The sequence below is a fragment of the Roseovarius sp. BRH_c41 genome (genome assembly GCF_000961715.1).
Taxonomy (GTDB): Bacteria; Pseudomonadota; Alphaproteobacteria; order Rhodobacterales; family Rhodobacteraceae; genus Roseovarius.
Genome location: NZ_LADY01000040.1, coordinates 64,505 through 83,538 on the forward strand (window position 1 = coordinate 64,505; position 19,034 = coordinate 83,538).

The 19,034-nt window shown below is 61.3% G+C and carries 20 protein-coding genes; 8 read left to right on the forward strand and 12 right to left on the reverse strand.

The features are described from left to right. Positions 1-88 precede the first annotated feature (88 nt). Positions 89-685: a hypothetical protein gene (locus VR71_RS12840; protein WP_045680567.1), complete on the forward strand. Its 597-nt coding sequence runs from the start codon at positions 89-91 to the stop codon at positions 683-685. A gap of 64 nt (positions 686-749) precedes the next feature. Here VR71_RS12840 and VR71_RS12845 read toward each other — a convergent pair whose 3' ends face one another. From VR71_RS12845 to VR71_RS12890, 10 genes are all read right to left on the reverse strand, one after another. Then, entirely contained in the window at positions 750-1,517 is a 768-nt protein-coding gene (locus VR71_RS12845; protein ID WP_045680569.1) for an FCD domain-containing protein, read from the reverse strand. A gap of 200 nt (positions 1,518-1,717) precedes the next feature. Next, on the reverse strand, positions 1,718-2,086 hold the full coding sequence (locus VR71_RS12850) for a Lin0512 family protein (protein WP_009817307.1): 369 nt from the start codon (positions 2,084-2,086) through the stop codon (positions 1,718-1,720). Next, positions 2,083-2,430 (reverse strand): Lin0512 family protein, encoded by a 348-nt coding sequence (locus VR71_RS12855; protein ID WP_045680571.1) that lies wholly within the window; start codon positions 2,428-2,430, stop codon positions 2,083-2,085. Before VR71_RS12855 ends, VR71_RS12850 begins: the two co-directional genes overlap by 4 nt. Positions 2,431-2,433: 3 nt before the next feature. Then, positions 2,434-3,042, reverse strand: coding sequence for a cob(I)yrinic acid a,c-diamide adenosyltransferase (gene cobO, locus VR71_RS12860; protein ID WP_009817305.1), 609 nt, complete (start codon positions 3,040-3,042; stop codon positions 2,434-2,436). A gap of 77 nt (positions 3,043-3,119) precedes the next feature. Beyond that, on the reverse strand, positions 3,120-4,058 hold the full coding sequence (locus tag VR71_RS12865) for a glycosyltransferase (RefSeq protein WP_045680573.1): 939 nt from the start codon (positions 4,056-4,058) through the stop codon (positions 3,120-3,122). A gap of 3 nt (positions 4,059-4,061) precedes the next feature. Then, positions 4,062-4,955, reverse strand: coding sequence for a glucose-1-phosphate thymidylyltransferase RfbA (rfbA, locus tag VR71_RS12870; RefSeq protein ID WP_045680575.1), 894 nt, complete (start codon positions 4,953-4,955; stop codon positions 4,062-4,064). Next, positions 4,952-5,797, reverse strand: a complete 846-nt coding sequence (gene rfbD, locus VR71_RS12875) for a dTDP-4-dehydrorhamnose reductase (RefSeq protein WP_045680645.1) — start codon at positions 5,795-5,797, stop codon at positions 4,952-4,954. The genes rfbA and rfbD overlap by 4 nt, the downstream gene beginning before the upstream one ends. 45 nt (positions 5,798-5,842) lie before the next feature. Next, positions 5,843-6,892: a dTDP-glucose 4,6-dehydratase gene (gene rfbB, locus VR71_RS12880; protein WP_045680577.1), complete on the reverse strand. Its 1,050-nt coding sequence runs from the start codon at positions 6,890-6,892 to the stop codon at positions 5,843-5,845. Then, complete coding sequence (gene rfbC, locus VR71_RS12885) at positions 6,889-7,458, reverse strand: dTDP-4-dehydrorhamnose 3,5-epimerase (protein ID WP_045680579.1); 570 nt, start codon at positions 7,456-7,458, stop codon at positions 6,889-6,891. The genes rfbB and rfbC overlap by 4 nt, the downstream gene beginning before the upstream one ends. Before the next feature lie 105 nt (positions 7,459-7,563). Then, positions 7,564-8,217, reverse strand: a complete 654-nt coding sequence (locus VR71_RS12890; protein ID WP_045680581.1) for a TetR family transcriptional regulator C-terminal domain-containing protein — start codon at positions 8,215-8,217, stop codon at positions 7,564-7,566. Positions 8,218-8,363: 146 nt separating this feature from the next. On the opposite strand from VR71_RS12890, the gene VR71_RS12895 reads away from it, so the two are divergent. From VR71_RS12895 to VR71_RS12925, 7 genes are all read left to right on the forward strand, one after another. Next, on the forward strand, positions 8,364-9,614 hold the full coding sequence (locus tag VR71_RS12895; RefSeq protein WP_045680583.1) for a Zn-dependent hydrolase: 1,251 nt from the start codon (positions 8,364-8,366) through the stop codon (positions 9,612-9,614). 78 nt (positions 9,615-9,692) lie between these two features. Continuing rightward, on the forward strand, positions 9,693-11,156 hold the full coding sequence (gene hydA, locus VR71_RS12900) for a dihydropyrimidinase (RefSeq protein WP_045680585.1): 1,464 nt from the start codon (positions 9,693-9,695) through the stop codon (positions 11,154-11,156). 96 nt (positions 11,157-11,252) lie between these two features. Beyond that, a complete protein-coding gene (locus VR71_RS12905; protein ID WP_045680587.1) occupies positions 11,253-12,038 on the forward strand; it encodes an ABC transporter ATP-binding protein in 786 nt (261 codons plus the stop codon). Positions 12,039-12,236: 198 nt separating this feature from the next. Next, on the forward strand, positions 12,237-13,112 hold the full coding sequence (locus VR71_RS12910) for an ABC transporter permease (RefSeq protein WP_045680589.1): 876 nt from the start codon (positions 12,237-12,239) through the stop codon (positions 13,110-13,112). Beyond that, the gene (locus tag VR71_RS12915) at positions 13,112-13,957 is read left to right on the forward strand and encodes an ABC transporter permease (RefSeq protein WP_045680590.1); all 846 of its coding nucleotides are present in this window, start codon (positions 13,112-13,114) and stop codon (positions 13,955-13,957) included. Before VR71_RS12910 ends, VR71_RS12915 begins: the two co-directional genes overlap by 1 nt. Positions 13,958-13,989: 32 nt before the next feature. Next, a complete protein-coding gene (locus VR71_RS12920; RefSeq protein WP_045680592.1) occupies positions 13,990-14,982 on the forward strand; it encodes an ABC transporter substrate-binding protein in 993 nt (330 codons plus the stop codon). 253 nt (positions 14,983-15,235) lie between these two features. Further along, on the forward strand, positions 15,236-16,678 hold the full coding sequence (locus VR71_RS12925) for a D-alanyl-D-alanine carboxypeptidase family protein (RefSeq protein ID WP_045680594.1): 1,443 nt from the start codon (positions 15,236-15,238) through the stop codon (positions 16,676-16,678). 63 nt (positions 16,679-16,741) lie between these two features. On the opposite strand, the gene ccoS is transcribed toward VR71_RS12925, so the two are convergent. Both ccoS and VR71_RS12935 read right to left on the reverse strand, forming a co-directional pair. Then, complete coding sequence (ccoS, locus tag VR71_RS12930; protein ID WP_045680595.1) at positions 16,742-16,900, reverse strand: cbb3-type cytochrome oxidase assembly protein CcoS; 159 nt, start codon at positions 16,898-16,900, stop codon at positions 16,742-16,744. A gap of 3 nt (positions 16,901-16,903) precedes the next feature. Further along, a complete protein-coding gene (locus VR71_RS12935; protein ID WP_045680600.1) occupies positions 16,904-19,018 on the reverse strand; it encodes a heavy metal translocating P-type ATPase in 2,115 nt (704 codons plus the stop codon). Positions 19,019-19,034 lie beyond the last annotated feature (16 nt).

The window sequence follows — 19,034 nt, forward strand, 5'->3', positions numbered from 1 at the left end:
TACGTTTCAAACCGGCCTGTTTCATCCTGTGACAATATGTGCCAAGATCGCGCCATAACTCAGTAAGACCTTAGTCGTAGAGGATGAAATGAGATCAGTTTTCACCGCCTTATCCATTGTTTTTACTGGAATATCTCCAATTTACGCCGCAGGATTGAATGATCCCGACTGGCCCTGCATTCAGCGCCGTGTGGATACACTTTCTGCGGCGGTCATGTGGCCCCATCCGCCTGAGAATCAGGCCGAGACCGGCACCCTCTCCCCCGAGGCCGCCCGACTGGCAGAATTGCTGGCCCTGCGCCGACTCAGCTTGGAAGAGGCCGAATCAGCGGTGGATGCCACGGCTGATCTGACCAAGGAGGACTACACCGCAATCTTTTCCGACGTGTTTGACCGCCTCAACCAGCGCCGGGTCGAGGTCATGGGCGGCATCACCCGCTACGCCCGCAATCAGGCCCGCATGGCTCAGGAAATCGACGCGCTGCGCTCTGAAATCGCAACCTTGTCCAAGACCGAGACCCCCGATTTCGACCGCATCGACCAGTTGGAAGAGGATCTCGACTGGCGCGCGCGCGTGTTCGACGACCGCCGTCGGTCGCTCACCTATGCCTGCGAAGCGCCGGTTCTGCTTGAAAAACGGCTCTATTCCCTTGCGCAAATTCTGGCAGCACGGGTCGCAGAATAGTCCAAAACATGGGTCCGGAACCGTATCAGACCGACGCGTGGAACCGCCCACTCAGGACGATATTCTAGCGCGATTGCTCGTGCTCAAATCTCTGGCGCGCAATGACTTCGTTACGGTCTGCCTTGTGCTGATCCGCCAGCGCCTTTTCAACATAGTTGAGGTGATCGTTCACCGCCGCCCGTGCCGCCTCGGGATTACGCGCCTGAATGGCGGCGTTGATGGCGCGGTGCTGATCCAAGAGCGCACCGCGCGTCGTGCGTTGCTTGAACATCACCTGACGGTTGTAGAACACACCCTCGCGCAGCAGTTGGAACATCGAGCGCATCATGTGCAGCATGATGACATTATGGCTGGCCTCAATAATCGCCATGTGAAACTCGGCGTCTAGCCGCGCTTCATCCGCCGGATTGGTTTTCTTATGCGCCGCCTCCATCTTGTCCATCACCGTCTGGATCACCTGCAAATCGGTGTCAGAGGCGAGGCGCGCCGCACGACAGGCCGCCAACCCCTCCAGATCACGGCGAAATCCGATGTAATCGAACACCGCCTCCTCATGGTCGGCAAAGAGCCGGATCAGCGCGTCCGAGAACGCGCTGCCCAGAACGTCGGCCACGTAAATCCCAGCGCCCGCGCGCGCGCTTAATAGGCCCTTGTCCTGCAACTCCGCCACCGCCTCGCGCAGCGACGGGCGCGAGACCCCCAGCTTCTCGGCCAGGTCGCGCTCGGCAGGCAGTCGCTCGCCGGGACGCAGGATGCCTTGGAGAATGAGTTTTTCAATTTGCCGCGTGACGGCAGTCGAAAGCTTTTCGGGTGTGACTTTCTGAAATGGCATGTGCGCGCCCTTGCTGAATTGGTCAGATCATATGACCACGACAGACACACGGCAAGCCTGTGCTTTGATCTTGGGGGAATGAGGTCGGAGGGGCTGGGTTTGATCAAAAGATTACGTCAAGCATGCCACGCGCGCGGAACAAAGGCGCGCTACGCACCGCCTTGGGTGGCAATGAACGATCTCTCGGGGCACACCGCCCTTCACCCCTCGCTCAGCACCCATTTCCCGACCTGCGACGGAAAGAACGCCTCAACCGCCGCCGTGGCGATCACCAGCGTCTCGCCACTCCCCGGATCGGTCACGTTTTGCCCGCCAAACACCACCTGCACCGTCGCCCGCCCACGTGGCAGCCCGGTCTTCAGCGCCTCGGGATCAACGCGCTCAGGCTCTTGCACCCCCACCGTCACCTTGACCTCCATATCCCGGTGATCGAGCGAGGTATTCAGAAACATCGGGATCGTGGAATGGCGGATTGCATCCTCGATCGCCCGCACGGCAGCCTTTTGGTAATCCATCCCATGCAGGTCATTGCCCATCCCCATCTCGATGATGAACCGCTCCGCACTCATACCTTGGCCTCCATGTCGAACGAGACCGAGATACAGGCATTGGCGATCACCGTGGGCTTGCCCACGGCGCGCGGAATGTCCAATCCGCCCCGCGCCACCTGCACGCGCACCTGCCCATAAGGAAAAATCGCGCGCAGCACCTCGACATCCACCTCGTCTGGCACCTGCACGGCAATATCCAGATCAATCAGCATGTCGCCTTTGCCGAACCCGAACAACTCTGCCAGATTGATCGAATTGTGCCACAGCGCATCACGCACCGCCCGCGCCGCCGCCTCGGTATAATCCTGCCGCCGCAGCGAGGTGCCCATGCCGAATTCGGTCAACACTCTTGTCCGCGCCATGGCTCAGAACTCCACCCCGATCTGCGCCTTGATGCCGGACCGGAACGGATGCTTGATCAGCTCCATTTCCGTGACCAGATCGGCAATCTCGATCAACTCGTCCTTGGCGTTGCGGCCGGTCAATACGACATGGGTCATATGCGGCTTTTCCTCAGCGAGGAACTGCACCACCTCGTTGATATCCAGATAATCATAGCGCAACGCGATGTTGATCTCATCCAGCAGGACCATCTTGTTGGTCTCATCGCGGATCAGCTCCTTGGCCTTGGCCCAGGCCGCCTGCGCCATCTCCGTGTCACGGGTGCGATCCTGTGTTTCCCAGGTAAAGCCCTCGCCCATGGTGTGAAAGGCACAGGCATCCGAGAATTTCGACAGGATCAGATCGCGCTCGCCGGTGCTCATCCCGCCCTTGATGAACTGCACCACGGCGCAGGGCATGCCATGCGCGATGCAGCGAAAGATCATGCCGAACGCCGCCGAGGATTTGCCCTTACCCTTGCCGGTATGAACGATGATCAGCCCTTTCTCATCGGTCTTGGTGGCCATGATCTTGTCGCGCGCGGCCTTTTTCTTGGCCATCTTCATCGCGTGGCGGTCGGGATCGTCGGTCATATCTGGCTCCTGCCGGGGTCTCGGGACGGGCAGAGTGTCGCAGACCGCCCCGGACGCGCAAGCCCTTTCTGCATGCCTCAGATTCGGTTCAGCACCAGCGACAGCCAGAGTGCAAAGGTGCTGATCCGACTCTGACGATAGAGCCCAAGACGCCACAGCCGCGCCAGTCGCGCCGGCAGCGGGCCACGCCGCATGGCCGCGAACTCGGCCAGAACCTCTCGGTTTTCCGGCGTGAGATACCCGTCAAGCCGCGACAACGTCGCGATATTCACCTCGTTCCAGTCCCGGAAATGCCCCTGCAACAATTGCCGGATACGCCGCAACCGCGCCAGGCGCGTGTCGTTCGACCCGATCTGGTTCACATCATGCTGCCGATACAAAAGCGTCGGCGTATCGTCATGCACGACGCGCCCGCCGGCCCCGGTGATCAACTGATAGACCCACCAGTCATGCACCACGACGCGCTCGACCTTTTGCACCGCCGCCTCGACCAGCCGCGCCGCAGCGGCATTGAGCAGGATCGTATTGCCCGAGGCGACATTCTGCACCAACGCATTGCGAAAGGATGGCGGTCGCGGCCGCGCCGCCGACAGACGCCGGGTGTGCAAATCCGTATCCGTGATCCAGGTCCGGCTACAATAGAGCGCCGGGCGCGCATCCTCCAACGCCTCCAGCGCGGCAATCCCGCGCGACAGCTTGTCCGGCAACCAGACATCGTCCTGATCGCTGAACGCCAGCCAATGCCCCTCCGGTGTCCGGTCGGGGGCATGGCGCAAGAGCGACAGGAAATTTGCCGCAGCCCCCCGCTTTGGCCCCGTCACGCACTGCGCCGGGCTCCGCTCGGCGAACTTGTCCAAGATGTCCTGACTGCCATCGTCAGAGCCGTCGTCACTGGCCAACACCTGCCAATCGGGATGATCCTGCGCGGCGATGCTCTGCAATTGTTCGGACAGATAATCGCCGCCGTTGTAGACGGCCAAGAGGATGACGACATGCGGCCCTCGACGATCCCCCATCCCTCAGTCGGCAGTTCGCGGGCTGTGCAACAGGCGTTTCAGATAGAGTCCATAGTCGGTTTTCTTGAACAAGCTGATCCGCTCCTCCAGCGCTGCCGCATCAATCCAACCCTTGTCATAGGCGATCTCTTCGGGGCAGCCCACCTGTTGCCCCTGCCGCTGCTCCAGCGTGCGCACAAAATTCCCGGCATCAAGCAGGCTGGCATGCGTCCCGGTATCCAGCCAGGCATAGCCGCGCCCCATCATCTCGACCGACAGCAGCCCATCTGCGAGGTACATCTCCAACAGCGAGGTGATTTCCAACTCGCCGCGCGCCGAGGGCTGCACTGTCCGGGCGCGAGTCGACGCCTCGCCATCCAGAAAATAGAGCCCCGTCACCGCAAAGTCGGATTTCGGCACCTTGGGCTTTTCCACGATCGACACGGCCCGGCCCGCTTTGTCGAACTCGACCACCCCGTAACGCTCCGGGTCCGCCACCCGGTAGCCAAAGACGGTGCCGCCCCTCTCCTGCCGCGCTGCGCTATCCAATTGCTCGGACAACCCGTGGCCGTAGAAAATGTTATCCCCCAGAACCAGCGCCGACGCCTGCCCGTCCAGAAACTCTTCCGCCAGCAGATAGGCCTGCGCCAGCCCATCCGGCGAGGGCTGCACGATATAGCTGAACGACAGCCCCCATTGGCTGCCATCGCCCAAGAGCCGCTGAAATTGCGCCTGATCCTGTGGCGTGGTGATGAGAGCGATCTCGCGGATGCCCGCCAGCATCAGCACCGTCAGCGGATAGTAGATCATCGGCTTGTCATAGACCGGCAAGAGCTGTTTGCTCAGCCCCATGGTGATCGGATAGAGCCGCGTGCCGGACCCTCCCGCCAAAACGATGCCCTTGCGTGTTGTGGTCATTTTTGCTCCAGGTGCTCGAGGACGCGGGACACACCGTCCCGCCAATCGGGCCGCGCGATGCCAAACTCTGCCGTCAGGGTTCCACAATCAAGGCGTGAATTGAGCGGTCGGGCGGCAGGTGTGGGATAGGCGCTGGTCGGGATACCCGTGACCGTCGTCGCGCGTCCGGCGCGGGCAAAAATCTCCCGTGCGAACTCCGCCCAGCTTGCATCGGGCGCGCCGCTGAAATGATAAAGACCCCCGGCATGGCCCGCGAGCATCGCCCGCCCCATTGTCAAGAGCGCCGCCGCGATATCCGCAGCCGGCGTCGGCCCGCCAATCTGATCCTCGACCACGTTGAGCGCGTCACGCGTTTCCGACAGGCGCAGCATGGTTCTCACAAAATTGTTGCCATGCGCCGAAAACACCCAGGATGTGCGCAGGATCGCGCTCTGCCCTCCGGCAGCGCGCACCGCCTCTTCACCCGCCAGCTTGGATCGACCATAGGCATTGCAGGGCGCGACCGGGTCCGACGGTTGGCGCGGCGCCGTGCCGCTGCCATCAAAAACGTAATCCGTCGAAACATGACAAAACGGAATACCCAAATCGGCACAGGCCCGCGCCATAGCGCCCGGTGCCGCACCATTGATCACCGTCGCCAGTGTCTCTTCCTCTTCGGCACGGTCGACGGCGGTATAGGCGGCAGCATTGATCACCAGATCGGGGACATGGTCCCGAATCGCGGCGGCGCACCTGTCCGGTTGCGTCAAATCCGCCTCATCCCGCCCCAAGGCCACGACCTCCGCCAGTCGTTGTAGCTCAGTCGCCACCTGACCGGTTTTGCCAAAAACCAGTATCTTCATACCGAACCCCATGTTCCTGTCGTCCTGCAAAATGGACGACCTCCCTTAGCCCGTCCCCAGCCGCTTTCCGACCCCCTCACGCGCCTCAAGCGCCCGCCACCAGCTTTCGTTCTCGAGATACCACGCCACAGTGCGCCGCAGCCCCTCTTCGACCGTGACAGAGGGGCGCCACCCCAACTCGTCCCGGATGCGGGACGGGTCGATCGCGTAGCGCGCATCATGGCCCGGACGATCCGTCACAAAGGTGATTTGCTCGGCATAGGACGCGCCATCGCTGCGCGTACATAACGCGTCCAAAATTGTACATAAGGTACGCACCAAGTCCAGATTGCTGCGCTCATTTTCGCCACCGATATTATAGGATCGCCCCGGCGCACCCTGCTCCAGCACCCTCAACAGCGCCTCGGCGTGATCCTCGACATAAAGCCAGTCGCGCACGTGTCTGCCATCGCCGTAAATCGGCAGCGGCTTGCCCGCCAATGCCTTGAGAATAATCACCGGAATGAGCTTCTCAGGAAAGTGGAAAGGCCCGTAATTGTTGGAACAATTGGTGATCAGCACCGGCAGGCCGTAGGTCTCGTGCCAGGCTCGAACCAGATGGTCCGACGCCGCCTTGGAGGCCGAATAGGGGCTACGCGGATCATAGGGCGTATTCTCGGTGAATTTGACTGACGGATCGGCGGGCAGTGAGCCGTAAACCTCATCTGTCGAGATATGCTGAAACCGGAAACTGTCAGGCTTTCCAAGGGCTTGCCAATGCCCACGCGCCGCTTCCAAGAGATTGTAGGTGCCCGTGATATTGGTCTCGACAAAGGCGCCGGGGCCGTCAATCGAGCGGTCCACATGGCTCTCAGCGGCCAGATGCAGCACCGCCTCGGGCGCATGCTCCGCAAACACCCGATCAAGCGCTGCACGATCCCGGATATCGGCATGAACGAAACTATATCGTGGGCTCTGTGCCACACTGGCCACATTATCCAGACAGGCGGCATAGGTCAGCGCATCCAGATTGACCACCTCATATCCGCGCGCCACGGCATGACGCACCACGGCCGACCCAATAAACCCGGCCCCCCCCGTCACCAAGAGCCTCATGTCGCCCCCACAAACTCAAAGGGGCTGACGAAATCGCGCAACAGCGGCGCCTTGCCATCCTTGTCGCTCAGCACCACAGACCCGCCCTCAACCCCCCAAGTAATCCCAATCTCGGGATCATCGAAACGCACCGCACCATCACACTCCGGCGCATAGTAATCCGAACATTTGTAGATGATTTCCGTCATTGGTTCTCGGGTCACAAACCCATGTAAAAACCCTTCTGGAACAAGAAGTTGGCGCCCGTTCTCGAAACTAAGATCAACCCCCACCCAGTGCCCATAGGTCGGGCTGCCGCGCCGGATATCAACCGCCACGTCATAGAGCGCACCGCGCCCGCACCGCACCAGCTTGGCCTGCGCATGCGGCGGCGACTGAAAATGCAGACCGCGTATCGTGCCCACCTGTTCCGAGAGCGAATGATTGTCCTGTACGAAATCTATCGTGATTCCCGCCTCAGCCATGCGCTGACGGTTCCAGCTCTCGCTGAAAAAACCACGCGTATCGCCGTGGCGTGTGGGTGTAACGATCACCACGCCGGGAAGAGAAGTTCGTTCAATCTGCATCGTGCTCGCATTGCCTTGTTTTGCGCAGGCTCTGGACCCCACGTCGTAAGTATCCCTCGACTTGTGTCAAATCTCCGCGTTTTTTTCCAGTGACAAACGCTGATTTTATTGCCGCCCCTGTCCCATTGCCGCGTTGGGCCTCAGAAGTCGCCCAAACATCGCTTCCAAATGCGCCGAGGCCCCGGCATGCACGTCAACGTCACCCATAAGAACCCCCACCTGCGCCTCGAAATCTGCGTAATGCTGGGTCGTGGCCCAGATCGAAAAGAGCAGATGTCGCGGATCGACCGGCGACAACCTGCCCGCCGCGATCCAGCCTTGGATAATCATCGACGTCTGATCCACCAGCGGCTTCAAAACACTCTCCAGATGCGGCCCCATACGGGGCGCACCCTGCAGTATTTCATTGGCAAACAACCGGCTCTCGCGCGGCAGGTCGCGCGACATCGCCAGCTTGCGGCGCACATAGGTCAGAATTTCGTCAAGCGGATCCCCTGCGGGATCAATCGCATGCAGCGGGGCTAACCAGGCATCCAGAAGCTGATTGAGCAAGGTGACGTGAATCTCTTCCTTACCCTCGAAGTAATAGAGGATGTTCGGCTTGCTCAGCCCCGCCTCCGCCGCAATCTGATCCAGTGTCGCGCCGCGATAGCCATGGGTCGAGAACACCTCGAGCGCCGCTTCGAGAATCCGCTTGCGGTTGCGCAGCTGGATACGGCTGGGCTTGCGACCGGCCTGCGCGGCAGGGGCTTGCGGCATCCTCTTCCTTTCCTTGCGGGGCATATTTTTCATCACCCCGTTGACCAGCTTAGCCAGATCACGGCTCAGGCCCAAGACGAATCTTGACAGCGCCCATGCCCCAAGCAATCGTAAGTTTACCAAATGGTAAAAAAGCGAGCAATCCCATGGCGGCACCCGGCGAAAACCTCAAGATCAACAGCACCCGGCTCTGGGACAGCCTGATGGAGATGGCCAAAATCGGCCCCGGCATCGCAGGCGGCAACAACCGCCAGACCCTGACAGATGAGGATGCCGAGGGGCGCGCGCTCTTTCAATCGTGGTGCACGACGGCGGGTCTCACCATGGGCGTGGACGAGATGGGCAATATGTTCGCCCGCCGCGACGGCACTGACCCAGAGGCGCTGCCGGTCTATGTGGGCTCCCACCTCGACACACAACCGACAGGCGGCAAATACGATGGCGTGCTCGGCGTGCTGGCAGGGCTGGAAATCATCCGCACCCTCAACGATCTGGATATAAGAACCAAACATCCCATCGTCGTCACCAACTGGACGAATGAAGAAGGCACGCGCTTTGCCCCCGCCATGCTCGCATCGGGCGTGTTCGCGGGCGTATTGAGCCGCGATTGGGCCTATGACCGGGTCGATGCCAAAGGCAAACGCTTTGGCGATGAATTGGAGCGTATCGGCTGGAAAGGCCCCGAGAAGGTGGGGGCGCGCAAGATGCACGCCTTCTTTGAACTCCACATCGAACAAGGCCCGATCCTCGAGGCCGAAGGCAAACAGATCGGGGTCGTCACCCACGGACAGGGTCTGCGCTGGATCGAATGCACAGTCACGGGCAAGGGCCAACACACCGGCTCCACGCCGATGTATATGCGCCGCAACGCCGGACGCGGACTGGCGCGCGTAACCGAACTGGTGCATGAAATTGCCTTGCACTATCAACCCAATGCCGTGGGCGCGATCGGCCATATCGACGTCCACCCCAACAGCCGCAACGTCATCCCCGAAAAGGTGGTCTTCACCGTCGATTTCCGCTCCCACGTCCTTGGGACATTAGAGGCGATGGCCGAGGAGCTCATGGCCACCGCCCCCGGCCTCTGCGCCGATGTCGGCGTGAAATTCAACGCCGAAGTGGTCGGCGCCTTCGATCCCCCCGCCTTTGACGAAAGCCTCGTCGCCCGCGTGCGCGATGCCGCCGACCGGCTGGGGTATAGTCATATGGATATCGTCTCGGGCGCGGGTCACGATGCCTGCTGGATCAACAAGGTCTATCCCACCACCATGGTCATGTGCCCCTGCAAGGATGGTCTCAGCCACAATGAGGCCGAAGAGATTACACCCGATTGGGCTCGCGCCGGCACGGATGTGCTGCTTCATGCCGTGCTGGAAACGGCGGAGGTGGTTGAGTGATCGGGGCCAGCCCCCAAACCCCCGAGGTATCTTGGACCAGATGAAATCCCAAGTAGTCTACAGACAGGGAGAAACGACATGACCACCAAAGTCATCAAGAACGGCACCGTCGTCACCGCCGACCGCACATGGAAGGCCGATGTGCTGATTGAAGGCGAGACCATCAAACAGATCGGCGCGGACCTCAAAGGCGAGACCTATATCGACGCCACGGACGCCTATGTGATCCCCGGCGGCATTGATCCGCATACCCACCTTGAGATGCCCTTCATGGGCACCACGGCGGCGGAAACCTTTGAAACCGGCACATGGGCGGCGGCCTGTGGCGGCACCACGATGATCGTGGATTTCTGCCTGCCCGGCGCGGATGGCAGCATCAAACACGCGATCAACGAGTGGCACCGCAAATCCGCGCCGCAGATTTGCAGCGACATCGGCTATCACATGGCCATCACCGGCTGGAACGAAAACGTCTTTACCGAGATGAAGGACGCCGTCGACATGGGCGTCAATTCCTTCAAGCATTTCATGGCCTACAAGGGCGCGCTCATGATCGAGGATGACGAGATGTTCGCCTCGTTCAAGCGCTGCGCCGAACTCGGCGCGCTGCCGATGGTGCATGCCGAGAATGGCGATCTGGTGGCCGAGATGCAGCAGAAATACTTTGATCAGGGCATCACGGGCCCAGAGGGGCACGCCTATTCCCGCCCCCCCGAATTCGAGGGCGAGGCCGCCAACCGCGCAATCTGCATTGCCGATGCCGCCGGCGTGCCGCTCTATATCGTGCATGTCTCTTGCGAACAGGCCCACGAGGCGATCCGGCGCGCGCGGCAAAAGGGGATGCGCGTCTATGGCGAGCCGCTGATCCAGTTCCTCACCCTCGACGAGTCCGAGTATTTCAACAAGGATTGGGACCACGCCGCCCGCCGCGTGATGTCACCCCCCTTCCGCTCCAAGGAGCATCAGGACGGCCTCTGGGCCGGGCTTCAAGCCGGATCACTGCAAGTGGTGGCGACCGATCACGCCGCCTTTTCCACCGCGCAGAAACGCGCCGGGCGCAACGATTTCCGCATCATCCCCAATGGCTCAAACGGGCTAGAGGAACGGCTTGCCGTGCTCTGGACGCATGGGGTGGAAACCGGACGGCTGACACTGAATGAATTCGTCGCCGTCACCTCGTCCAACGTGGCCAAGATCCTCAACATCTACCCGAAAAAGGGCGCGATTGTCGAAGGGGCGGATGCCGACCTCGTGGTCTGGGACCCCAAGATCACCAAGACGATCAGCGCCTCCAACCACCATTCCATCCTTGATTACAACGTCTTTGAAGGGTTCGAGGTCAAGGCGCAGCCGCGCTATACCCTCAGCCGCGGCGAGGTGATCTGGGCCTGGGGCCAGAATTCGCAGCCGCAACCGGGGCGCGGCCGCTTTGTCCCCCGCCCAGCTTTTCCCTCGGCCCATCAGGCGCTCTCGAAATGGAAGGCCCTGACCGCCCCCAAGATGATCCAGCGCGACCCGTTGAATATCCCGGCGGGGATCTGAAAAATCCGGCACGCACGCACCTCATGGCAAGGCGCGCCTCTTGACAACCATCAGCCAGCCGGGCGCAGTAGCGACCGGGCCAGCAGGGGATAGGGTTTGAGCAGCAACACAGTCATCAGCGCACAAAACCTGTCGCTGACCTTTCAGACCGGCGATGGCCCGGTGCATGCGCTCAAGGACGTGAGCCTTGAGGTGGAAAAGGGCGATTTCGTCAGCTTCATCGGCCCCTCAGGCTGTGGCAAGACCACCTTTCTGCGCTGCATGGCGGATCTGGAGCATCCCACCGGCGGCACCTTGACCGTCAATGGCACCAGCGCCGAAGAGGCGCGCAAATCCCGCGCCTATGGCTATGTGTTTCAGGCGGCGGGCCTCTACCCATGGCGCACCATCGGCGGCAATATCCGCCTGCCCTTGGAAATCATGGGCTACGCCCGCCACGATCAGGAGGCCCGCGTCAAGCGCGTGCTGGACCTCGTTGATCTCGCGGGGTTCGAGCGGAAATACCCCTGGCAGCTTTCAGGTGGCATGCAGCAGCGCGCCAGCATCGCCCGCGCGCTCGCCTTTGACGCCGACATCCTTTTGATGGACGAACCCTTTGGCGCTCTGGATGAAATCGTGCGCGACCATCTCAACGAGCAACTCCTCCAGCTTTGGGACCGCACCAACAAGACCATCTGTTTCGTCACCCATTCCATCCCCGAGGCGGTGTATCTGAGCACCAAGATCGTGGTCATGTCGCCCCGCCCCGGCCGCATCACCGATGTGATCGAGAGCACCCTGCCAAAGCATCGCCCGCTCGACATCCGCGAGACACCGGAATTCCTCGAAATCGCCCATCGCGTCCGCGAGGGGCTGCGTGCGGGGCATGGCGATGCGGTCTGAGACAACTCACCCAGAAAACGCCCTCTCCCCTGCGACGGGGAGAGGGGTTTTCACCGTTCACGGTCATCGGCTCTCCAGCCTGTACCGTAGCCTCAGAAAACCACGAATTCCTTTCAGCGTTCTTAAAATACTCAAAAATCGCGCCCGGTTTAAGCGCCGGAATTTGAGTATTTTTGGAACAGTGAAATCAGAGGAGGCATGATGCGCAATCTCCTCCCTGTTCTCACCATTCTCGCAGCACTTCTCGCGCTCTGGTATGCCGCCGCCGTGGCGCTCAATGCGCAATGGGCGCAGGATCAGGCGGCGCGGGCAGGCACGACGCTGACCCTCCCCGCCCTCGTCGCCGACACATGGGCGCAGGACAAGCCCAAACTGCCCGCGCCGCATCAGGTGGCGCTTGAGATATGGAACACCACCGGTGCCATGGTGCTGGAAGGGCGCGGATTTTCCAAAAGCTCGCTCTTTTATCACAGCTGGATCACCTTCAGCGCCACAGCACTCGGCTTTGTCCTTGGCACCGCGCTTGGCATCGCGCTGGCCATCGGCATCGTCTACAACCGCACCATGGACATGAGCGTGATGCCTTGGGTCATAGCCTCCCAAACCATCCCCATTCTGGCGATTGCCCCGATGATCATCGTGGTGCTGAATGCCGTGGGCATTTCAGGGCTGCTGCCCAAGGCGATGATCTCGATGTATCTGTCGTTCTTTCCGGTGGTCGTCGGCATGGTCAAGGGGCTGCGCAGCCCCACGCCCATGCAGCTCGACCAGATGCGGACATGGAGCGCGAGTGCGGCCCAGACCTTTTGGCGGCTGCGCCTGCCCTCTTCGATGCCCTATCTCTTTACCTCGCTCAAGGTCGGCATGGCCGCAAGCCTTGTCGGGGCCATCGTCGGCGAATTGCCGACCGGGGCCGTGGCGGGGCTGGGCGCGCGCCTGCTGGCAGGCAGCTATTATGGCCAAACCATCCAAATCTGGTCCGCTCTTATCATGGCGGCGACACTGGCGGCGGTTCTGGTGGGGCTGATTGGCCTTGTCCAGCGGATCACGCTCAAGCGGATGGGGATGGCGTGATGGGCTGGCTGGCGCTTGGATCGCTCGCATGGGCGCTTGGCTGGGGGATCAATTCCCGCCTGTCACACCGGCCTAAAACACGAGCCACACGGCTCCTCGTGCCAGTGATTTTCGGCCTCACACTTGTTGTGATCTGGGAATCTCTCGTGCGCGGCCTCTCGATCTCCCCCGTCCTCCTGCCCGCCCCCACCGCCATTGCCGCGACTTTCGCCAAATCCACCCATATTCTCTGGCAGGATTTCGTGCAGACCGCCCTCAAGGGCGCACTGACCGGCTATATCATGGGCTGCGGTGCGGCCTTTCTGACGGCCATCGCCATCGACCGGTTTCCGTTCCTGCAACGCGGTCTGCTGCCGGTGGGCAATTTCGTAGCGGCGCTGCCGATCATCGGCATGGCCCCCATTCTGGTGATGTGGTTCGGCTTTGACTGGCAATCCAAGGCAGCGGTCGTCGTGGTCATGGTGTTCTTTCCCATGTTGGTGAACACCGTACAGGGCCTCACCGATACCGACGCCATGCAGCGCGACCTGATGCGCACCTATGCCGCTGGCTATTGGCAAACCCTGTTCAACCTGCGCCTGCCCGCCGCGATGCCATTCCTCTTCAACGGGCTCAAGATCGCGACGACACTGGCGCTGATCGGGGCGATTGTGGCAGAGTTCTTTGGATCGCCCATCAAGGGCATGGGATTCCGCATCTCGACCTCGGTCGGGCAACTCGCGCTCGATCTCGTCTGGGCCGAGATCGTGGTCGCGGCCATCGCTGGCTCAGGATTTTACGGCGCCGTAGCGCTTGTGGAAAAGGCAGTGACATTCTGGCACCCGTCGCAACGGAGCCGGGCATAAGATCAAGAAACCACCAACACGGGAGATAACAAATGAAGAAACTGACAGGACTATTCAGCCTCGCCGCGCTTACCAGCCTCAGCACTATGGCGCAGGCGGCGGATGATCTGACGCTGCAACTCAAATGGGTGACGCAGGCGCAATTCGCGGGCTATTATGTGGCGCTCGACAAGGGGTTTTACGGCGAAGAAGACCTCAACGTCACGATCAAGCCGGGTGGGCCGGATATCGCCCCGACGCAGGTGATCGCAGGCGGCGGCGCGGATGTGACGGTGGAATGGATGCCGGCGGCCCTCTCGGCGCGGGAAAAGGGCCTGCCGCTGGTGAACATTGCGCAGCCCTTCAAATCCTCGGGCATGATGCTGACCTGCCTCAAGGAAACTGGCGTCACCGGGCCAGATGATTTTCCGGGTCGCACCTTGGGTGTCTGGTTCTTTGGCAATGAGTTTCCGTTTCTGTCGTGGATGAGCCAACTGGGCATTTCCACCGATGGCGGTGCCGAGGGCGTGACCGTGCTCAAACAGGGGTTCAACGTCGACCCGCTCTTGCAAAAACAGGCCGACTGCATCTCGACCATGACCTATAACGAGTATTGGCAGGTGATCGACGCGGGCCTCACCGAGGATCAACTCATCACCTTCAAATACGAGGATCAAGGCGTCGCCACACTTGAGGACGGGCTTTATGTTCTGGAAGAAAAGCTGAGCGACCCGGCCGAAGTCGATAAGCTCACCCGTTTCGTGCGCGCCTCGATGAAGGGCTGGAAATGGGCCGAGGAAAATCCAGAAGAGGCGGCGATGATCGTGCTCGACAATGACGCCACCGGCGCGCAGACCGAAGCGCATCAGATCCGCATGATGACCGAAGTGGCCAAGCTCACAGCAGGCTCCAACGGTGCGCTCGACCCCGAGGATTATGAGCGCACGGTGCAATCGCTTTTGTCCGGCGGATCTGATCCGGTGATTAGCGCACATCCCGGTGATGGCGCATGGACCCATGCGATCAGCGATGCCGCGCTGAACTGATCAAAAGCCATTTCTAGGACATGGCCCGGGCTGCACCGCCCGGGCCATTTTTTTGGACGTCGTTCGGCTCTTGTATCCGTCGTGACGTGCATATGGGGGGTAGATGAGATCAAGCCACTACATATTGGCCCAACTCCCGCGAAACTCTTTGAAAATGAACACTTTAAACAAAAACACGCCTGTGCTACGATCTGAGGTATAAATCAATGCCAGTCGGAAAACCGGCGGCGCGAGGCAGTAAAAGAGCAGTTCTATGAAAACACGGGGCAAGCAGCCAGTCCGTTGGGGGCTGGTGGTGATGGCAACATTCTGGATGCTGATCATCGTGCCATTGAGCGCGGCGGCGGCACCCTATGCAGCATTGGTGATGGACGCACGCAGCGGCGAAGTGCTCTATTCGAACAATGCCGACACGCGGCTACATCCAGCCTCGTTGACCAAGATGATGACACTCTATGTGGTTTTCGAGGCGATCGAGAACGGCGAGATCGGTCTTGATGACAAGGTGCTGATTTCGAAACATGCCGCCTCTGAGCCACCCAGCAAACTCGGCGTGCGCGCCGGAAGCAGCATTGCGCTGCGCTATCTCATTCGCGCCGCAGCAGTCAAATCCGCCAATGATGCGGCCACCGCACTTGGCGAGGCGATCGAAGGATCAGAGGCGCAGTTTGCGCGCCGGATGAATCGCACGGCCGAGAGTCTCGGCATGAGCCGGACCACGTTCAAGAATGCCCATGGCCTGACCGAGAACGGGCATCTGTCCACCGCGCGCGATATGTCAATCCTCGGGCGGCATCTCTTTTATGACTTCCCTCAGTATTACAATCTCTTCTCGCGCATCACCACCGATGCTGGCGTGACCTCGGTCAGCCACACCAACCGTCGCCTGCTTGAGGCCTATCGCGGCGCTGACGGGATCAAGACAGGCTATACCCGCGCCGCAGGCTTTAACCTCACCGCCAGCGCCGAACGCAATGGCGAGCGGATCATCGCCACCGTCTTTGGCGGTCAATCTACCGCCTCGCGCAATGCCAAGGTGGCTGAACTGCTCGACCTCGGCTTTAAAAAGGCACCAACGCAGGTGGCCGTGCTTCGCCCGGCGCGCCCGCCGTATCTAGGCAAGATCGGCACAGTGCCGGTGAGGATCGCCGCAGGCGAGGATCGCCCGAGCGTTGCCGCCAAGACCGTGCGCCTCGCCACAGCCGCCGCCGTGATCAAGAGCCTGCGCCCACAATCGCGGCCCTCGCAAGCCGCCCCGATGCCGGTCATCGCCGCGCGGGATGATATCGAGCGCGCGCTTCTGGCCGCTCAGCAGGTTGCAACGGCGACCCCTGCCCAAGGCAGCGTAGCGGTCACGCCTGACACCCGCCCCGAACAACGTCCGACCGATATCGTCCTCGCAAGCGCGCCCGCGCCAGAGCCTGAACCAGAGGTTGTGACACGTGTCTCTACCTCTGGCGGGCGCCATTGGGGGATCAACGTCGGCCGCTATGGCAGCGAATACAAGGCGCGGCAGGTGCTCTTGCAAACCGCCCTGAATGAAATGGCCACACTTGATGGCAGTCTGCGCAAAGTGGTGCAGCGGCCCGCCGGCTTCGACGCGAATTTCATGGGCATGACACGTGAGAGCGCGGACCTCGCCTGCCGCCGCCTGCAGGCCAAGAAAGTCACCTGTTTCATGATCGGGCCAAGCTGAAAGCTGTCACTGTGGTGCAAAGCGCAGATTGGGGCCAGCCCCCATCAGACAGATGAACAACACTCAAGGCTTGGGGTGGTCATCCCAATCGTCCGACAGGATACGCCGCGAGTCGCCCTCAGGATCATCATATTGGTTCGAGCGCACGGTGTAGACAAAAGCCACAAGGCCGACACCACCTAGGATTAGGGAAATCGGAATCAGGTAGGTGAGGATATTCATTGGCTACCTCAGTCTGAGCGCGTTGAGAGATACGGTGATCGAACTCAGCGACATGGCTAAGGCGGCAATGAGCGGCGAACAGAGCCCCGCCACCGCCAGCGGCACGGCAACGACGTTATAGACCGTGGCAATCTGGAAATTCTCGCGGATGCGGCGTGTGGCGGATTTCGCCGTCACGCAGGCCGCCGCGATTGGTGAGAGGTCATTGCCCAACAGCACGATATCCGATGCCACCCGCGCGGCATCGAGCGCCGTCGCGGGCGAAATCGACACATGCGCCCCCGCAAGAGCCGCTGTATCGTTGAGCCCATCCCCCACCATCAGCACATGCGCGCCCTCGGCAGTCAAAGCCGCCACACGCGCCGCCTTGTCTGCGGGCAACGCCTCGGCCATCCACTGCGGAATACCAAGGCGGGTGGCCAAGGCCTCGACCGCAGGAGTGGTATCGCCGGAAATCAGGATCACCCGCTTGCCCTGATCCATCAGCCCCTGCACCACCTCCGCAGCACCGGGCCGCAACGCATCTGCAAAGGTAAAGGCGACGGGCAACTGATCCCCGATCTTGAGAAAGGTTGCGGTCTCGGAGAGGGCCTGCGCCCCGGTCCAGCTTGCACGTCCCAGACGCACTTCTTGGCCGTTGCAGCGGCCCTTTGTGCCATACCCAGGCACTTCTGTAATGTCTGTTACCGCCGCCGCCGCAAATCCTGCACCACGCGCAGCGCGGGTGATCGACTGCGCCAGCGGATGCGAAGACCCCTGCGCAAGAGCTAACGCCACTTCGACCACCGCGCGCGGCAAACCATCCAGATTGGTGAGTTGCGGCATCCCCGTGGTCAGCGTGCCGGTCTTGTCGAACACGACCGTATCCACCTGCGCCAGCCGTTCGAGCGCGGTTTCATGTTTGATCAGCATCCCCCGCCGGAAGAGCCGCCCCGAGGCCGCCGTTGTCACCGCAGGCACCGCCAGCCCGAGCGCGCAAGGGCAGGTGATGATCAGAACCGCAGCGGCGATATTGAGCGCCGTGCGCACGTCCCATGTATAGAGATACCACCCCATAAAACTGAGGCCCGCCAGAATATGCACCCCCGGCGCATAGAGCTTGGCCGCACTATCGGCCAGCGAGGTATAGCGCGAGCGCCCGGATTCCGCGATGGCCACCAGATCCGCCATGCGGTGAAGCGAGGTTTCCGCCCCCACCGCCGTCGCGCGGATGGTAAGCGGTCCGGTCAAGTTGACCTCTCCGGCGCTGACCACCTGCCCCTCACCCGCAAACACCGGCAGCGTTTCTCCGGTGAGCAGCGACCGGTCAATCTCTGACGTGCCCTCTACGATTACACCATCCACCGGCATGCGCCCACCGGGCCGCACGAGAATGAGATCCCCCGCAGCCAAGAGGGCCACATTCACCTGTTCCTCCACTCCGGCGCGCAAGCGGATCGCACGCGGCACTTCGAGCGCCGTCAATTCCTCGGCGGCAGAGCGGGCAATGGCCCGCGTGCGGTGATCGAGATAGCGCCCCGCCAACAAAAAGAACGTGAGCGTAAGCGCCGCATCAAAATAGGCATGCTCCCCCGACAGCATCGTTTCCCAGAGCGAGGTGAGGATCGCCAGCACAATGGCCAGAACGATCGGCACATCCATATTGAGCCGCCAATTGCGCAACGCGGCCCAGGCATTGCGAAAGAACGGCACTCCGGAAAAGGCAATCGCCGGCAGGGTGATCGCGGCGGAAATCCAGTGGAACATGTCACGCGTCGCATCCTCGGCCCCGGACCAGACCGACACCGACAGAAGCATGACATTCATACTGGCAAAACCGGCGACCGCCAGCCGCATCAAAAGATCCCGCCCGGCGCGGTCATTGGCCGTGGCATTCAGCGTGCCCTGATCCAACTCATAGGCCTCGTAACCAAGCCCCTCGACCAGCGCGCGCATGTCTTCGGCGGTCACCTCGGGGGCCGCGTCGATGCTGGCCCGCTTGAGGGTCAGGTTGACGCGTGCGGACTTTACCCGGCTATCCGCATTTAACGCCCGCTCGATCTTGGAAATGCAGGCGGAACAATGGATCGTCGGCAGGGATAGGGCGATCTGCGCGCCCGGCAGGGCACGGGCCGCCAAGGCCTCGGCCGCCGGG

Coding starts and splice junctions, on each gene's coding strand:
- VR71_RS12840 (WP_045680567.1), top strand. CDS start 89: ATGAGATCAGTTTTCACCGCCTTATCCATTGTTTTTACTGGAATATCT.
- VR71_RS12845 (WP_045680569.1), bottom strand. CDS start 1,517: ATGCCATTTCAGAAAGTCACACCCGAAAAGCTTTCGACTGCCGTCACG.
- VR71_RS12850 (WP_009817307.1), bottom strand. CDS start 2,086: ATGAGTGCGGAGCGGTTCATCATCGAGATGGGGATGGGCAATGACCTG.
- VR71_RS12855 (WP_045680571.1), bottom strand. CDS start 2,430: ATGGCGCGGACAAGAGTGTTGACCGAATTCGGCATGGGCACCTCGCTG.
- cobO (WP_009817305.1), bottom strand. CDS start 3,042: ATGACCGACGATCCCGACCGCCACGCGATGAAGATGGCCAAGAAAAAG.
- VR71_RS12865 (WP_045680573.1), bottom strand. CDS start 4,058: ATGGGGGATCGTCGAGGGCCGCATGTCGTCATCCTCTTGGCCGTCTAC.
- rfbA (WP_045680575.1), bottom strand. CDS start 4,955: ATGACCACAACACGCAAGGGCATCGTTTTGGCGGGAGGGTCCGGCACG.
- rfbD (WP_045680645.1), bottom strand. CDS start 5,797: ATGAAGATACTGGTTTTTGGCAAAACCGGTCAGGTGGCGACTGAGCTA.
- rfbB (WP_045680577.1), bottom strand. CDS start 6,892: ATGAGGCTCTTGGTGACGGGGGGGGCCGGGTTTATTGGGTCGGCCGTG.
- rfbC (WP_045680579.1), bottom strand. CDS start 7,458: ATGCAGATTGAACGAACTTCTCTTCCCGGCGTGGTGATCGTTACACCC.
- VR71_RS12890 (WP_045680581.1), bottom strand. CDS start 8,217: ATGCCGCAAGCCCCTGCCGCGCAGGCCGGTCGCAAGCCCAGCCGTATC.
- VR71_RS12895 (WP_045680583.1), top strand. CDS start 8,364: ATGGCGGCACCCGGCGAAAACCTCAAGATCAACAGCACCCGGCTCTGG.
- hydA (WP_045680585.1), top strand. CDS start 9,693: ATGACCACCAAAGTCATCAAGAACGGCACCGTCGTCACCGCCGACCGC.
- VR71_RS12910 (WP_045680589.1), top strand. CDS start 12,237: ATGATGCGCAATCTCCTCCCTGTTCTCACCATTCTCGCAGCACTTCTC.
- VR71_RS12915 (WP_045680590.1), top strand. CDS start 13,112: ATGGGCTGGCTGGCGCTTGGATCGCTCGCATGGGCGCTTGGCTGGGGG.
- VR71_RS12920 (WP_045680592.1), top strand. CDS start 13,990: ATGAAGAAACTGACAGGACTATTCAGCCTCGCCGCGCTTACCAGCCTC.
- VR71_RS12925 (WP_045680594.1), top strand. CDS start 15,236: ATGAAAACACGGGGCAAGCAGCCAGTCCGTTGGGGGCTGGTGGTGATG.
- ccoS (WP_045680595.1), bottom strand. CDS start 16,900: ATGAATATCCTCACCTACCTGATTCCGATTTCCCTAATCCTAGGTGGT.